General features: G+C 43.3%; 16 protein-coding genes. 2 read left to right on the forward strand and 14 right to left on the reverse strand.

Annotated elements, in window-relative coordinates; all coding sequences use genetic code 11:
• Positions 1-18: 18 nt before the first annotated feature.
• From KCTCHS21_RS17815 to KCTCHS21_RS17880, 14 genes are all read right to left on the reverse strand, one after another.
• Positions 19-1,149: an MFS transporter gene (locus KCTCHS21_RS17815; protein WP_232057871.1), complete on the reverse strand. Its 1,131-nt coding sequence runs from the start codon at positions 1,147-1,149 to the stop codon at positions 19-21.
• Between the two features lie 258 nt (positions 1,150-1,407).
• On the reverse strand, positions 1,408-2,349 hold the full coding sequence (locus KCTCHS21_RS17820; RefSeq protein ID WP_130611239.1) for a DUF4097 family beta strand repeat-containing protein: 942 nt from the start codon (positions 2,347-2,349) through the stop codon (positions 1,408-1,410).
• Complete coding sequence (locus KCTCHS21_RS17825) at positions 2,346-2,903, reverse strand: HAAS signaling domain-containing protein (protein ID WP_130611242.1); 558 nt, start codon at positions 2,901-2,903, stop codon at positions 2,346-2,348. The genes KCTCHS21_RS17820 and KCTCHS21_RS17825 overlap by 4 nt, the downstream gene beginning before the upstream one ends.
• Positions 2,900-3,220, reverse strand: a complete 321-nt coding sequence (locus tag KCTCHS21_RS17830) for a PadR family transcriptional regulator (RefSeq protein ID WP_130611245.1) — start codon at positions 3,218-3,220, stop codon at positions 2,900-2,902. The genes KCTCHS21_RS17825 and KCTCHS21_RS17830 overlap by 4 nt, the downstream gene beginning before the upstream one ends.
• A gap of 354 nt (positions 3,221-3,574) precedes the next feature.
• A complete protein-coding gene (locus KCTCHS21_RS17835; protein WP_130611248.1) occupies positions 3,575-4,816 on the reverse strand; it encodes a DUF445 domain-containing protein in 1,242 nt (413 codons plus the stop codon).
• 109 nt (positions 4,817-4,925) lie between these two features.
• A complete protein-coding gene (locus KCTCHS21_RS17840; RefSeq protein ID WP_130611251.1) occupies positions 4,926-5,108 on the reverse strand; it encodes a twin-arginine translocase TatA/TatE family subunit in 183 nt (60 codons plus the stop codon).
• A gap of 38 nt (positions 5,109-5,146) precedes the next feature.
• Positions 5,147-6,343, reverse strand: coding sequence for a ZIP family metal transporter (locus KCTCHS21_RS17845; RefSeq protein ID WP_130611253.1), 1,197 nt, complete (start codon positions 6,341-6,343; stop codon positions 5,147-5,149).
• Positions 6,344-6,365: 22 nt separating this feature from the next.
• Positions 6,366-7,400: a multicopper oxidase domain-containing protein gene (locus KCTCHS21_RS17850; protein WP_130611256.1), complete on the reverse strand. Its 1,035-nt coding sequence runs from the start codon at positions 7,398-7,400 to the stop codon at positions 6,366-6,368.
• Positions 7,401-7,688: 288 nt separating this feature from the next.
• Complete coding sequence (locus KCTCHS21_RS17855; RefSeq protein ID WP_130611259.1) at positions 7,689-9,143, reverse strand: MDR family MFS transporter; 1,455 nt, start codon at positions 9,141-9,143, stop codon at positions 7,689-7,691.
• A gap of 91 nt (positions 9,144-9,234) precedes the next feature.
• Complete coding sequence (locus KCTCHS21_RS17860; RefSeq protein WP_130611261.1) at positions 9,235-9,750, reverse strand: DinB family protein; 516 nt, start codon at positions 9,748-9,750, stop codon at positions 9,235-9,237.
• 28 nt (positions 9,751-9,778) lie between these two features.
• The gene (locus KCTCHS21_RS17865; RefSeq protein WP_130611264.1) at positions 9,779-10,657 is read right to left on the reverse strand and encodes a radical SAM/SPASM domain-containing protein; all 879 of its coding nucleotides are present in this window, start codon (positions 10,655-10,657) and stop codon (positions 9,779-9,781) included.
• Positions 10,658-10,850: 193 nt separating this feature from the next.
• Entirely contained in the window at positions 10,851-11,735 is an 885-nt protein-coding gene (locus tag KCTCHS21_RS17870; RefSeq protein WP_130611267.1) for an SMP-30/gluconolactonase/LRE family protein, read from the reverse strand.
• A 35-nt stretch (positions 11,736-11,770) separates the two neighbouring features.
• Complete coding sequence (locus KCTCHS21_RS17875) at positions 11,771-12,673, reverse strand: fumarylacetoacetate hydrolase family protein (protein ID WP_130611270.1); 903 nt, start codon at positions 12,671-12,673, stop codon at positions 11,771-11,773.
• Between the two features lie 49 nt (positions 12,674-12,722).
• On the reverse strand, positions 12,723-13,523 hold the full coding sequence (locus KCTCHS21_RS17880) for an IclR family transcriptional regulator (RefSeq protein WP_232057872.1): 801 nt from the start codon (positions 13,521-13,523) through the stop codon (positions 12,723-12,725).
• Positions 13,524-13,635: 112 nt separating this feature from the next.
• Between KCTCHS21_RS17880 and KCTCHS21_RS17885 the strand changes: the two genes are divergently transcribed.
• Both KCTCHS21_RS17885 and KCTCHS21_RS17890 read left to right on the forward strand, forming a co-directional pair.
• The gene (locus tag KCTCHS21_RS17885; RefSeq protein WP_130611273.1) at positions 13,636-14,133 is read left to right on the forward strand and encodes a DUF5643 domain-containing protein; all 498 of its coding nucleotides are present in this window, start codon (positions 13,636-13,638) and stop codon (positions 14,131-14,133) included.
• Positions 14,130-14,717 carry a hypothetical protein gene (locus tag KCTCHS21_RS17890; RefSeq protein WP_130611276.1) on the forward strand — a complete coding sequence of 196 codons (588 nt, stop codon included), beginning with the start codon at positions 14,130-14,132 and terminating at the stop codon, positions 14,715-14,717. Before KCTCHS21_RS17885 ends, KCTCHS21_RS17890 begins: the two co-directional genes overlap by 4 nt.
• The last annotated feature ends 27 nt before the right edge of the window (positions 14,718-14,744 follow it).

The following is a 14,744-nucleotide window of genomic DNA, read 5'->3' on the forward strand; positions in this document are numbered from 1 at the left end:
TTATAGGGATAATAAGATTTATGCCTTAATCGAACCCTTAGATTTGCTCAAGGAGAAAGAAATGCTAGCCGTCATTAATCCAAGCGCAATCACACTGCTTGCAACCCATGGATTGTAAACTACAGAGGACGTAGCGGTCACAATTAAGCCTCCCAATCCTGCTCCAACCGCCAGCCCCAAATGACTGATTGGAGTGTTTAATCCTAGCAGAAGATTAGCCGATTGAGGCGCTTGTTGAATAATGTAGGTTTGAACCGCAGGAGCAGTCACAAACATCGAACACATACAAATGGTTATCAATATTAATTCAACTGCAATAATCGAAGCAAAGACAGGTACAAATGCAAGAGATACAGCTTGTACTGCCAAGCCGATAGAAATCACACGAACTGTTCCCCATTTATCTACTCCATAACCTCCCAAGCGTGACCCGATAATCCCGAAAATTCCGATAATAAGCATGAATGCGCCAATGTATGAAGTTGTCATGTGAAGAATTGTTTGTAAATAAGGAGTTAAATACGTTTGTGCGACTGAATTGCCAGCGCCCCAAAAGAAAGAGACCAACAAACCACTGATCACGATGGGATTTCTGAGCACTGTGAATTGCTGTTTAAAGGAAATGGGTGCATCGCCTTCAATATCCGGAAGAAAAATCATAATGCCAAGTAAAATGAGAAAGCTGATGATGCCCAAGATTAAAAAAATGCTCTGCCAATGTAGCCATTTGGTGATCGTTATCCCTATAGGTACGCCTAGCAACATTGCAGTACTAAATCCCAAAATGATTGTGCCGATTGCTCCTCCTAATTTCTCGGGTGGAACTAATTTGGCCGCCGAGCTAAAAGCAACAACATTGAATACGCCTGCGGCTATACCCGAGACTACGCGGGCAAACAGCAAGACAGAATACTGAGCGCTCCAAAAGGAAATCAGACACCCGACTATAAAAACTACCAGTGAACAGATTAGCACTTTTTTACGTCCAATACGGGAGGTAACAGAAACCAAGAAAGGCGTTCCAATGGCCAGGGCTATAGAATATACCGTTATGAGTTGCCCTGTGAGGGCAATGGTAATACGCAAATCATCGGCGATGATATTGAGAATACCGCTAACGACCAGCTCCGATGTTGCTGTTACAAACACACCCTAAGTAAGAAGATAAATGTGTATACGATTCATTTTTGCAGTCCATCCTTTCTGAATATCTCTAGAAATTATAACTGCGCATTCATGTCTGCATAAGAAGGCAATCGTTTTGGTGTTACTCTCAGTAGTACGACCTACTCACTTAAAGTAAGTTAGTAGTGTGACAATAAAAAAAAGAAACCACATTGAGTTGTTACACTCATGTGGTTTCTTTACTTTTCCCCTGCCTGGAAAATATGAAGTTTTATTTGTTACCTAACGCCCACCAATAGTAAAATTACCTGACCCCGTGTGGACACGGACTGGCGTGCTGCCATCGCCGAAACGTATATTTTGTTTGTGATCGTCGTTAGAGTTCTTATCCCATTGGTTACGGAATGTGCCAGAGCCAGCGGTAAAATTGAATTCGACGGATGCCGGTTTTTCATCTGTGTTAATGGTTACATTACCGCTTCCGGTTGAGAGATCCATAGGGCGTTTGATATCCTGTTGCTCGGCTCTAATGTTGCCGCTAGCAGCTTTTACTACAAGCTCAGCATCCACGTCAATCATTTTAACATTGCCGCTACCCGCCTTCACCGATAGCTTCTGCGCTGTCAGCTTCTCGATTGTAATATTGCCAGAATATCCATCCAGCTCAGCTGAATTAGCCGAAACATTAGTAACTTGAGAGGAACCACTACTTACGTTTAAGGTAAGTTTATTTGCTGTTAACTTATTCAGCTGCACATTACCTGAACTATTCTTAATTTTGATGGTTTGAGCAGCCAACTCGGCTACGTTAATATTGCCGCTGCCGTTGTCCATGGTGATGGATTCATATTGCTGCTCCGGCAGCTCCAGTCTGAGCTCTAAATCAAGAATGCTTAATCCAAATGTAAACCCATTTTTAGTATCTACGCTAACTGTAATAGTATCGGCTTTCCGAGAAATATTTAGTTTAGTTGATTCCAGAAATTTTTTACTCACTTTCCCAGTAAGAGAAGCCTTAATTTCATTCGTAGAACCTTTAACTGTAGTTACATCCAAGCTATTGAAAGATAGTACAATATGCTTTACCCCAGTGGCATCCATCGCTTGTTGCTGATCAATCTCTACACTTCCAAAATTAAAAAATCCTTCATTCCCCATCGTTCTGCCTGCACCAACTAACCCGACTACTAATAGAATAAGTGCGATAATAATCCAGTTTCTCATTTTATTTTCACCCTTATCACCCTTGAATTAAATTTCAAATATTGCAATGTAACTCTTGAGACTACACGGGTAAGCCAAAGTGAGAACGCTCCTAGCAGCATACCTACCGCTATCAGAGTTATTGCTACATAGATTCCTTGGACTTTGGTAAATGCTTCTCCGAATACCCCTTCGTAAATGGCAACCAATGAGGACAATCCGATAGCGACCGATGAAGCCCATAATGCCAATAGTACACCGAGAAGGGCGATGAAGGGCCCGAGAATGAATATCAGATTAAAAAATCCTAAGCTCACCGCAGCAAACACGGCACGCGACACATGCGTAATCCCACCATTTTTGCTCACTGCTTGCTCCACACGGTAACCTAACAGCATTTCTTTGGCTATAAGGCGCGGATCGCCAAGCTCCTGTGCAATTTCCTCCTCCGTACTACCTTCCTGGCCGGCTTGCCGGAAATGCTCCTCGTAATCAAACATCCATTCACGACGTAGCGGTTCGGGAACCGGCGCAAGCAAATCCCAAAGCTGCTGCAAATACTTATCTCTTATCATCGCTCGACACCTTCTTTAATTAATTGATCCACAGATGTGGAAAATGACCGCCATTCGCTTGTTAGCTCCATCAGATGCTTGTGTCCACGCTCTGTAAGCTTGTAATATTTACGCGCCGGACCCTCAGCGGACTCCTTCAGATAAGTGGAAAAATAACCTTCAAGAGTCAGCCTGTTCAACAGCGGATATACACTTCCTACTGCGACTTCAAATTTCGAGGACATCATTACGGCAAGCTCATAGCCATAACGGTCCTCCCAAGCGGTCAAAGCAAGCACACATAAATCCAGAACGCCCTTCTTAAACTGTACATTCATTCCCAGCGCTCCCTATGTAGCATGGTATGGTATTCATCATTGTAGAATAGCTAGGCAAAAAAAAATAACGACCACAGCTATAATATATCATCAGCTATTCTACAATGCAATATAGTGAAGCTAAATTTTTCCAGCTTATTCCATCGAATCTTAAGATTCGTCTGTTCAAGTTTACTCACTTACCTTTTTAACCGCCCAAATTTTCACGAGCACATCTCCTCCCCAGACTTCCTGAGCGAACTACACATACCCGTCTGCCAACCCATATGTGTACTTCACTCAGTAAGTTTAAAATAGAGGCCTTCATGAAATGGCTTCTCAGTCCTTCGGACGGCGGTACACTTAATAACAACCCTACAACCACTGAATACAAGTTAAAATCAATCCAATAACGAACCCGCATAACGCGCCATTGACGCGGATCCATTGCAGATCGCTGCCGACCTTTTCCTCCAGCATCCGTACTAATTCCTTGTCATCCATACGATCGAGGTTGTCTTTAAGTAAAGCCCCTAGACGATAGTGGTTTGCCTCCACGAAGTCAACGATAAAAGATAGCAGCTTTCGTTCAGCGCCCTCCATCATTTCCTTCTCAGACTGCAGCCTCCGTATAACGTAACGTACGACTGTTACGACCTTCCGTCCACCGCCTTGTTTCTCTTTCTCAAGTGATGCCAGGAGAGAAGTCCGAATGTCCTCCAGCCGCTCTAACAAGAATGCCTTGCTATCTGGAGACTCAGCTTTATTAATCAGCCACTCCTTACCTCGATTAATCAGCGATTCATCTTCTGTAATCTTAATCATTTGATTTCGAATTTCAACAAGCAATCTTTCCCGATTCGTGTTATCAGGTCTAACGAGATCCTGAATTCCTGAAAGCAGAAGCTGCTGAATCATCGTCCCCAGCTTCTCCTCATTCATGAAACCAGCAAAAGCTTGTACAGCGAACCCCATAATGCCGCCGACCTTGGCTTCCGATATTTTCTGCTGGGCGATGGATCCAAGCAGTTGACCCGTTTCCGGCTTACTCACCCAAGCTCTACCTTGATTAAGAGCATAGTCAAGTGCCTGTTCGTCCCATTTCCCTTGTATCGCTGTATGCAATACTTTCTCAGCCAGCGGCTTCATGTCCGTATGACGAAGAAACGACGCAATGCCCGTTTGAATGGACGGAACAATAGAATCGAGTGGCAGCTTAGTTAGATTGGTTTGCAGCATAGCGATCGCGCTAGTACGATTGCTCTTCTTCCCTATCCACTTGGTCACTGCTGATCCAACAATCTTTAACAAATCAAATTGCTTTAGCTTGCGTGTAATGCTTTCCTTATTCAGAAGCTCATTTTCCAAAGCTGATATAAGAGAAGTGGCGATTTTATTTCTATTCTTAAGCAGCAACGATGTGTGTGGGATTGGAATGCCCATCGGATGTCGGAACAAAGCCGTTACAGCAAACCAATCAGCGAATCCGCCAACTAGCCCCGCTTCAAATCCCCCCTTCAAAAGCTGAACAAACGCATTATCAGGAAGAAATAAAGTCGTGACGAACCCGGCACCCATCGTAACAAGCGATAATCCTGCTATATATCTCGATTTCATATTAAGACCTCATTAAGTAAGATTGGATATGGATATTACATTAATTATAACCGAATTAACAAATGAAAGATGCACCCCTGCAAAGAGAGTGCATCACCTTTACCCTATTTCATTTATTTTTCTCGTTATTATTCACTTCAATCTCTTCGACCAATTCTCTTGTACCTGACCGAAATTCACGAATGGTTGTTCCAATTGCTTTACCGAGCTGAGGTAGCTTAGATGGTCCGAAAAATAATAACGCGATAAATACCAGAAGTATAATACCCGAAAACCCAATATTTAATGGCATATGCTTTTCCACTCCTCTCTATGTGTATCAATGCTTCATTAGAATTTGACCAACAAAGCCGTCACATACATTAACACAATTCCTAACGTCAATCCAGAAAAATTCAACCAAGAGATGGTCGGGGTTCCGTTTTTATTAGCCTCTCTAACAATCATTTTACCAATAACGTATATAACTTGCACGATTGCCCCCGCTCCAATTCCGAAGAATAAAGCAGCTAATGTGTTATTGAAAACAAAGCCTCCTGCCCAAGTGCCTAGAATCGCAGGCCCTCCAGCTAAACAAGCCAAGCTAACAAATGTCTTCCAGGTCGGTCGCTCCCGCAATAAGGGCGATGCGATACCGATTCCCTCTGTAATGTTGTGAAGCGTGAAGCCAATGATAAGGAATGTTCCAAGCGCCGCTTCCCCTGATGCGAAAGCGGCACCTATCGCTAGCCCTTCACCCAGATTGTGAAGCCCTATCCCTCCAGCAATTTTGTAGGAAACCCTAATGCCAGATTCGTTCCCTTTCCTCTCGTTCGCTTGATCAATGGCAAGCAGAAGAAGAAAGCTCAGTAAAGCACCGAACCACACCAAGCCTGTGCCTTGGAACACCCCAGGTGCCTCCGCTCCTAGCTCAAAGCCTTCCTGGAAGGTGTCAATGACGAGAAAGAACAATAAGCCAATTGTTAGCGCCAGCACAGCCTGCATCCATCTGTCAGAAAACCGACGCATGAACGGAAACCATAACAAGCCCAGACCAATAGGGACGATACCTACATAGAAGCCAATTAAAGCATACTCTCCAAAAAGCTTGGCCCCAGGCTCGGGTGATTTCATTGCTACAGCAACCTCACCATTGAAAATCAATCCATTAGTCGTAATGAATCTAATCTCATAGGGGTCACCCTCAACCCATGCATAAGGGATGTTCACCGTTGTCTGTGCAAACCTTGCGATTGAAGGACCTGGATCATAGCTTGCATTCCAGAACGCATCATTCACAACAACCTGAGCGATCTGAACCTCCTCCGGCCCGGAATTGAGAATTTTAACCTTAAAGCCATTGTCTGTAAGCAAAATCTTCTGGACATTTAATACTTCAATAGGGGCCACGGATTCATTGGTTATCCCAGTACCTAAGCGAGTAATAAGAAAAATAATAGCGAACAGCAGCACCAATGGGATAACTCCCCATAGCCACACTGTTTTAGATTTCCGCGGATATGACCCTGTCACGGTTTGAAGACTCATCTATGATTGCTCCCTTCTAATTCTATTTAGCTAAGAAAAAGCCCATCCATCCAAGCTCAGCGAACTCACTCTGATGCGCATGGAACATATATTTGCCTGGCGCTGGGAATTCCATCTCGAGTATGCCTCGCTGCCCCTGACACTGCATGACCGTATCCGTGTAGATGGGACGTGCCTCTGGATCAGCACCAACCTCGTAATATCGAAAGAAGTTCGCATGTAGATGTAAGGAGTTAATGAGATCGAATTCCGTCATATTGCTTAAGTAAATACGAACCAATTCCCCAACCTTAACCTCAATAGGATAAGCCTGATAAGCAAATGCATAACCATTTACAGTATAAATTTCATTCTCATTATCCATATCAAGATCGAAGCCGTTCATCACCATGCTCATCTCGTGTGCCGATTTTCTTGGCTTAATTGGATCGACGATAAAATTACCGTACAGCCCTTTGTGTATATGCTTTGCAAGCGGCGGGATGTGGCAATGATAGACATGCATACCGGCTGGCTTTGCTTCGAATTCGTAGATGAATTCATTACCGGACGCGATAGGGTCTAAACCATCCATGCTCGTAGGGTGTATACCGTGAAAATGAATGGTATGGGGATGAGTCGAGCCATTAATAAATTTGATACGCAAGAAGTCCCCTTCTGTGCATCGAAGCGTAGGACCAGGAATCGTACCGTTAAACGTCCATCCTGGGAATTTAATACCGTCAGCAATCTCAACGTCTGTGTCATATGCAACAAGCTCGTATTCTCTTACTGTCTTCCCATCGGCACGAATACTCTTTTTTCCGTAATCAAATGCACTTAACGCATCTATTGCAGCCTGTAAGCCCTTATTCATCTTAGTGGAAGGATCATAGCCGTGAGCCATCTCATGGCTGTTTTGTTGATGATGAAGATCGTGCTTATCCATTGCCTTCACTGTCTTAGTAAATAAGGAGGAAGGATTGAGAACCGTTGCTCCAAGTATTCCGACCGCACCTGCGGCTCCCCACTTCAGGATATCACGTCTAGAAACGGGCTTCTGGGAATCAAAAGACATAAATATACACTCTCCATTCTTGTATCAAGCTAATATTCTTTACCTAAGGCAACTTATTGTTCAAAAAAATATATTATGGCTTTAGGACAAAATGTTTCCTTAGTGCAAAATTATCTAATAAGACTATATGACAGGAAGTGGTATTTGTAAACCCTCAATTTTAGTGAAAATTTACTCGATATCTGAAAATTAATTAGGCAACAAGCAAAAAAACCGCGCAGATTGAATTCAATCTGCGCGGTTTTTTGATCTTACAGCCGAGCCCTTATAACAATTACCTAAATTCAATTATTCACCTTCTGGAGCCTTAGTCTTTTTCACGAAGAAGGCAAGCACCAATGCGAAGATGGCGAAGAACATACCGATGTAGAAGGAATTATGAATACCAGCGCTTAACGCTTTAGCTAGCTCTGTCGTTGAAGTCGGATCCTCTGAATTAGCCAAATAATCTTTCTGCCCCGCTGACATAATACTAATAAAGAAAGCAACCCCTATTGCACCAGACACCTGCTGAAGGGTATTAAAAATCGCCGTACCATGTGGGTAGTATTTTCTTGGTAGCTGGTTTAGACCATTCGTCTGTGCAGGCATCATAATCATGGAGATGGCAACCATCATAATACAGTGATAGAAAATGAGTGTTCCACTACCCGTTTCAAGATCAATACGGGTAAACAGCCACATCACAAGGACGAGAATAGCTGCTCCTGGTATTACAAGCACACGAGGACCGAACTTATCGAATAGCTTACCTGTCACTGGGGAAAGGAAACCATTAAGTATTCCACCTGGGAGCAATAAAAGTCCCGCAGCGAATGCGGTCATCATTAATCCTTGCTGCAAGAAAATCGGTAATAACAGCATCGTTGAGAACAATGCCATCATAACGATAATGATTAATACCGTGCTTAATGAGAACATTGGAGACAAGAAAGCTCTAAGATTCAGCATCGGCTCTTTCGACACAAGCTGTCTCCAGATGAATAGCAGCAATGCAATACCACCGACAATAAGCGTGATATATACTTCTGGATCTGACCAGCCTTTTTCACCTGAGCTACTGAAGCCGTATACGATACCACCGAAACCAATTGTGGACAGGATAATCGATATGATATCTACTTTAGGCTTGGTTACTTCGGATACGTTCTTTAAGTAAATAGCTGCAATAACAACAGAAAGCAATGCAAAAGGAAGTACAAAATAGAACAGCCATGGCCACTCGAACTTTTCAAGAATTAAGCCGGACAATGTCGGTCCGATTGCTGGAGCGAACATGATAACAAGACCGATACTTCCCATTGCGGCTCCACGTTTCTCAGGTGGATACAGAATGAGGATTGTGTTCATCATTACTGGAAGCATAAGGCCTGTCCCGAACGCCTGAATGATTCTTCCGATTAGCAATACAGGGAAATCAACTGCAAGTGCACAGACTAGCGTTCCGGCTGAAAATAATATCATAGCGCCAAGGAACATCTGCCTCGTCGTAAACCATTGTACCAGTAAAGCCGAAATCGGAATTAGGATACCTACGACCAGCATGTAGCTTGTTGATAGCCACTGGATCGTTGAATACGGTACATTCAAATCAAGTGTCATGTCAACCAATGCGATATTCAATAATGTTTCGTTTAGAATGGAGAAGAATGCACCGATGACAAGTGTAATTAATATCGGTAATCGTTTAATGTTGCCTAAATCTTTATACTGTGACTTTACTTCAGAGCCTGGGTTATTCACTTCATATCCTCCAATATCCAATAAGCTTCTTTTTTAGTTTTTACTGTGCATCTTATAAGCAAATAGATGGTTTGTTTAAGCTTTGCCACAACTAAGGTAAATATCTCTCTTTGATGACATGCAAATGATGGAGCTCATGTCCGGCAAGGATGTAAGCTAGTGCTCTTACAGAAATCCTAGTATCATTAGCAATGCCAACCCTTAAATATGCTTCCTCCTTCAAGCCACGAGCTAACGTAATTGTTGACCTACGCACGGCTATGTAATCCTCAATAAGCTCTGTTAAAGTAAGTGCATGGAAATTCGCACCCTTTATCAAAGCATCTTGATCGTAGCCCGCATGAGGAGTTTGATCCCCTCTGGCAATTCTGAGTAAACGATAGCTCATAATGCGCTCATTGTCGTTGATATGCCCGATTACTTCCTTCAAGCTCCATTTGTCAGGCGCATAACGATAATCACCCTTCGACTCAGGGATGTCGGATAGAAACGTAGAAGTCGTCTCAAGAAGGCCCTGGAGCACGTCCAAGATATCTCCATCCCCCACTAAGTTTACATACCTTTCATAGTAAGGAGCATATTCTTCACTTGCAGGTCGATTGCTCATTTTGCGTCAGCTTCCTCTCTGATGTACATTAATTGTTAAACCTCTGACGATAGCCGCATTTGCGGCATAATTCCTCTACAACTTCTCTTCTAGAAAATCCATCGTACAGCTTAGTTGCTCGTTCGCCCTCAATGATTTCGGAAAAAGGAGTTTTGTTTATGTTACCTAAGTTAATAACGCCCTCCCCATCAAGACAGCAAGGAATAACCGTGCCATCAACGAGGACACCGGCCTGATTACGAAGCGCATGGCAGAAGCCTTTGCTTTCATCTTCCTTTTCCTTCAAGTCTGGCCATACGAATTCTTCCTCATGGTTCAAGTAAATCCTATCCGCAATCTTAATACCCTTGCCCCTTACAAAATGCTCCTCGATCTTATAATCAAGATCGAATGCTTTCTCAATCTTCTCCAGAATTTCACGATTGCGATCATTTTCCAGATTAGTTGTATTGTCTTGCGTTAGATTCCACAATCTTAAAGAAATGAGAATATCAGAGGTCGCCACGGCTTCCTTCGCAAAATCAAGAACGCTCGTTACATATCCTTCTTTATCAACAGAACCCTCGTGACCGTCAAAGCTGTGCAAGGAAAAATTGATTTGTCTCAGAGCCGGCTTACCCAGAATCTTCGACTTAGCCTTATGCAGCAGTGTACCATTAGAGGTTAGATTCACCTTGAACCCTTTCTGATGACTGATATCGAGCAGCTCGTCGATTTTAGGATGAAGCATAGGTTCGCCTTTGACGTGGAAATAAATATATTCAGCATGTCCTTTAATTTGGTCCAATGTATTCGTAAAAGCATCTACCTTAATAAAATTGGCTTGACGCTTTGTCGGAGGACAGAAAGAGCAAGAAAGGTTACAAATGCTCGTAATTTCGATGTAAAACTTTTTGAATTTCTTCAATTTAGCAAAGCTCCAATCCATATAGCCCTTGAATGATGCTCCTATTATAGCATAAGTACAAATTGGAAACTTAGGCTGAAAGAACTTCTTATACGAAAATATTCGCGCAACACCAGCAAAAAATCAAACAAAAGAAGCAATCCAAAGCTAGAAATTTTAGCTCTGGACCGCTTCCTATTGTACATATTCGTTATTAAATGCTTTTGTACTCGTTAACTGGAAGTCCTTTAACACCCGGCTTATAGCGGAAGCAGCTGCCAGCTAGAGGCTCTTCGCGCAATTGCTCTTCACTCAAGCCCTCTCTAGCAGAGGTAATGTATAGCTCATCCAGCTGTTCCCCACCGAAGCAGCAGGAAGTCACTTGGGAGACAGGTAGATTAATTTGGTCAATCTGCTCACCTGTATTAGGATTCCAACGGGTGACGCAATTGCCCTCCCAATGTGCAACCCAGATCATCCCCTCAGCGTCTACAGTCATACCATCAGGATAACCCTGACCCTCTGACAGCTTAACGATGATCTTCTTATCGGCAATGGCACCAGTAGCCGGGTTGTAGCTAAACCGCTGAACCTCACGGGCAGAATTCGTATCAATATAATACATCTCGCTATCATCCAGGCTCCAGCCCAGTCCGTTGGAACAGTTTATGTCTGTAAGCACCTTGCGGACGGTTCCATCACTCTCCAAGCTATACAGAGCTCCTGTGCCTTCCTCACCCTGCAAGGACATCGACCCTGCCCAGAATCGTCCAGATCGATCGCATTTGCCATCATTAAACCGGTTGTTCGCAAGCTGCTCTTCCGGATTTACGATTTTCTCAAACTTTCCACTGACAACATCCAAGAAATAAAAACCATCCTTTAATGCGCACAATAGGCGACCCTGTCCAGCAGGTACCGCTGCTCCAACATATTGTTCAGCCTGGATTGTCCATTGCTCATTAGTTTCTGGTTTATAGAATCGAATCTGCTTTTCTATAATATCTACCCAATAGAAGGTTTTTTCGGCTGCTAGCCATACTGGACCTTCTCCCAAAGTAGATATTGTTCCCTCGATGACTTCAAGTCCCTTTTGCACAGCTACATCTCCCCAAGATCCCAAGATCAAATGTTTTATCCTCGTTCAGCAACCATTCGATTCGTTAAAGATCCCAGCTTCTCAATCTCGATAGTGACCAAGTCCCCTGCCTGCAAGTAAACTTGCTTCTCTGGCGGGTAACCCATTACAACCCCTTCTGGCGTTCCCGTTAGGATGATATCACCAGGCGTTAATGTAAAATGCTGCGAAATATAGCTAACAATCTCATCGCAAGCGAAAATCATATCGGATGTATTGGAATTCTGTCTTACTTCACCGTTAACGAATGATTTGATTTCTAGATTGTTAGGATCTCCTACTTCGTCAGCGGTTACCAGATAAGGTCCGAGTGGCGAAAATCCGTCGCAGGTTTTGCCTAGCAGCCACTGTTGTGTTCTCATTTGCAAATCACGTGCCGACAAATCATTAACATTACAATACCCGTATACGTGGCTTAAAGCTGCTTCCTTCGTCACATACTTAGCATTTTTACCGATGACGATAACAAGCTCAGCTTCATAATCTACCTTCTCAGTGACTCTTGGTAGCTCAATCTCATCGCCATCTGCAGACAAAGTATTATTAAATTTATTAAACAAAATCGGATACTCTGGTATAGCCATGTTCGTTTCCTTCGCATGCTTCCGATAGTTCAAACCCACACAGATGATTTTGTTAGGGTGCGTGACACAAGGTCCCAGCTTTAAGCTTTCTTCCTCCAACCAGCTATTAGAAGCTTCTGGAGCACTTTCTGCTTGATCCACGAGCTTCTGAAGAGCAGCTTGACCCGCATCCCCTTGCTCAATCGCTTCGTGTATCGTTGTTGGAACTTCAGTTACAGATAATTGCGTTGAAGCGGAAAGAACATCGAGAATACCTTTGTCTGTTTTGATTCCTAAACGATAGTCATTATTTTGCTGGAAAGTGAGTAGCTTCATGAGTATACACAACCATTCTTATTATAATGTATGAAACATAATCTTTCTATTATTGGCGATGGGATAGTAGTTTTGCGAGTTGGAGTACCTCACGTTTTGCCAGCTCTTGCTTGCTTTCCCATCTATGCTGAGGAATCGAGCAGCTAACTGCCGCAATAACCTCATTGTTAGAACCATAAATCGGTGCTGCGACGCAGCTAAAGCCATTGACCGCTTCTTCCAGATCTAACGCATAACCAGCAAGCTGAGTGTCCTTAAGCTTGTTCAGTAAAACAGATCTTGTCGTTATCGTGTTGGTTGTAAAATTGGGCAGCTGCTCCTCCGGATATAACGCTATCAGCTCTTCCTCGGTTTTTACCGAAAGCATTGCCTTTCCAAGCGCAGTCACAGACGCAGGCCAGCACATTCCTGGCTCTGATGCCAGCTTAATTGGAGAAGGTGCTTCTTCTTTAGCCAGATAAAATACCTGATCCCCTTCTAGCCTACCGAGCTGAAACGTTTCCTCTACCCGTTGCTTAACTATAGAAGCCTCACGATGAAAATCTGAGATCAGATCAAATTGTCTAAAGTAGACGCTTCCAATTCGACCAAAGAAAGAGCCTAAGCTGTACGTATCACCCAAATCGCGCTTAAGCCAGCCCAGCTTCTCCATCGTGTGAAGAAGGGAAAACATCGAGCTCTTATGGATATCCAGCTCTCGTGAAATATCCATCAGCTTGAGGCTTGACGGCTGTGAGGCTACAAGATTGATGATCCGATTGGCTTTATCCAGCGCGGGGACTCCGTATTTATTTTCTTTTTCTATTGCAAATCCGCCCCTATGGTTTTCTATGGAAAACCTAGTTTTCAAATCTTCATAAATTATATCATCGACTCCTGAGACGGTCAATTCAAGTTTATTCCTGCTATCTCCGTAACTTTTCCAGTTTTCTTGCGTTACTTATACAGAAGGAGGCGCTTCAATGAGGCACTTGGCCATCGTAGCAACCGTAATCAGAAGACTAATCATAGTCGTATTTGCCATCATACTGATCCCGAAAGCTATAGAATATATCCCACAAAGCGACAAGGGGGGCCCTGACAATATTAAAGCATTAGCACAGGACGGTCCCGTTACGCAGTATGAAATAAATAAATCATTTGAAATAGACAAAGACAAATTTACCGTTGATACTCTCTTCGTTACACCCAAACAGGTCGTCATCCACTATACTTACCGCACGAAAGAACCAAGCGGATGGTCCTTTCCAAGCTCAGCTATTAAATTATTTGAATCCAATGGAGAAGAGCTTGTTATGGATTCTTCAGGTAACGACGGGAGACCGTGGGGTTCTACAGGATTGATCTATTATAGCGCCTTAAAGAACACCAGCTCGAGCTTGAGTCTGAAATATGAGTGGTATGATCGTCAAGCAACGCTAGACCTCCCTCTAATAGATAAGGAGGGGGAGGGAAAATGAGAAGAAAAACGATTATCACTACTGTGGAGTGGTGTATTGCCATCCTACTCGTCTTTCTTTACTTCAAAGAGGGGCACACTATGAATGGAAGCTTAACTGCAGCTAAAGCCCATCAGCTGTCTGAAAGAAGCTATCATTATGGTCCCTCCCAAATCGTCAGGGAAGTCCCTTATGGCAAGGATACTGTCATTTTTTTAGGTTTATACAAGGATTGGTTTTCTGCGGACACGTCTGTTAAGCAACGGATGGGGTGGTATCCAGGCGGGGGTGTTTCAGGTGTTGCCATCGACAAGAGCAAACCGCTTACTTACTTCTGGGAGATCTCACAGCTTAATAAGACGCTCCGACTAGGGAAATTTTTCGGTTATGTTTCCGATCCTAAAATCACTACAGTCGTTCTAAACATGGTTTATCTTAACGATAAGCGGGAAGAGTTAAATAAGACCATTGAGCTACGTGAAAGCATTAAGGAAGACCGAATGTTCTTATTCTTATGGAATGAGCTCGAAAATCAATATCGCTGGAAGTCCATACAAGGAATGGACGACGAGGGAAAGGTTCTGTATGAGTATTCATTTGAGTAGGTCTAAAAAGCCATCAATTCCACGATA

The organism is Cohnella abietis (assembly GCF_004295585.1).
In the GTDB taxonomy this organism is placed as follows: Bacteria; Bacillota; Bacilli; order Paenibacillales; family Paenibacillaceae; genus Cohnella; species Cohnella abietis.

Coding starts and splice junctions, on each gene's coding strand:
- KCTCHS21_RS17840 (WP_130611251.1), bottom strand. CDS start 5,108: ATGCCATTAAATATTGGGTTTTCGGGTATTATACTTCTGGTATTTATC.
- KCTCHS21_RS17890 (WP_130611276.1), top strand. CDS start 14,130: ATGAGAAGAAAAACGATTATCACTACTGTGGAGTGGTGTATTGCCATC.
- KCTCHS21_RS17830 (WP_130611245.1), bottom strand. CDS start 3,220: ATGAATGTACAGTTTAAGAAGGGCGTTCTGGATTTATGTGTGCTTGCT.
- KCTCHS21_RS17860 (WP_130611261.1), bottom strand. CDS start 9,750: ATGAGCAATCGACCTGCAAGTGAAGAATATGCTCCTTACTATGAAAGG.
- KCTCHS21_RS17835 (WP_130611248.1), bottom strand. CDS start 4,816: ATGAAATCGAGATATATAGCAGGATTATCGCTTGTTACGATGGGTGCC.
- KCTCHS21_RS17850 (WP_130611256.1), bottom strand. CDS start 7,400: ATGTCTTTTGATTCCCAGAAGCCCGTTTCTAGACGTGATATCCTGAAG.
- KCTCHS21_RS17820 (WP_130611239.1), bottom strand. CDS start 2,349: ATGAGAAACTGGATTATTATCGCACTTATTCTATTAGTAGTCGGGTTA.
- KCTCHS21_RS17885 (WP_130611273.1), top strand. CDS start 13,636: ATGAGGCACTTGGCCATCGTAGCAACCGTAATCAGAAGACTAATCATA.
- KCTCHS21_RS17825 (WP_130611242.1), bottom strand. CDS start 2,903: ATGATAAGAGATAAGTATTTGCAGCAGCTTTGGGATTTGCTTGCGCCG.
- KCTCHS21_RS17845 (WP_130611253.1), bottom strand. CDS start 6,343: ATGAGTCTTCAAACCGTGACAGGGTCATATCCGCGGAAATCTAAAACA.
- KCTCHS21_RS17875 (WP_130611270.1), bottom strand. CDS start 12,673: ATGAAGCTACTCACTTTCCAGCAAAATAATGACTATCGTTTAGGAATC.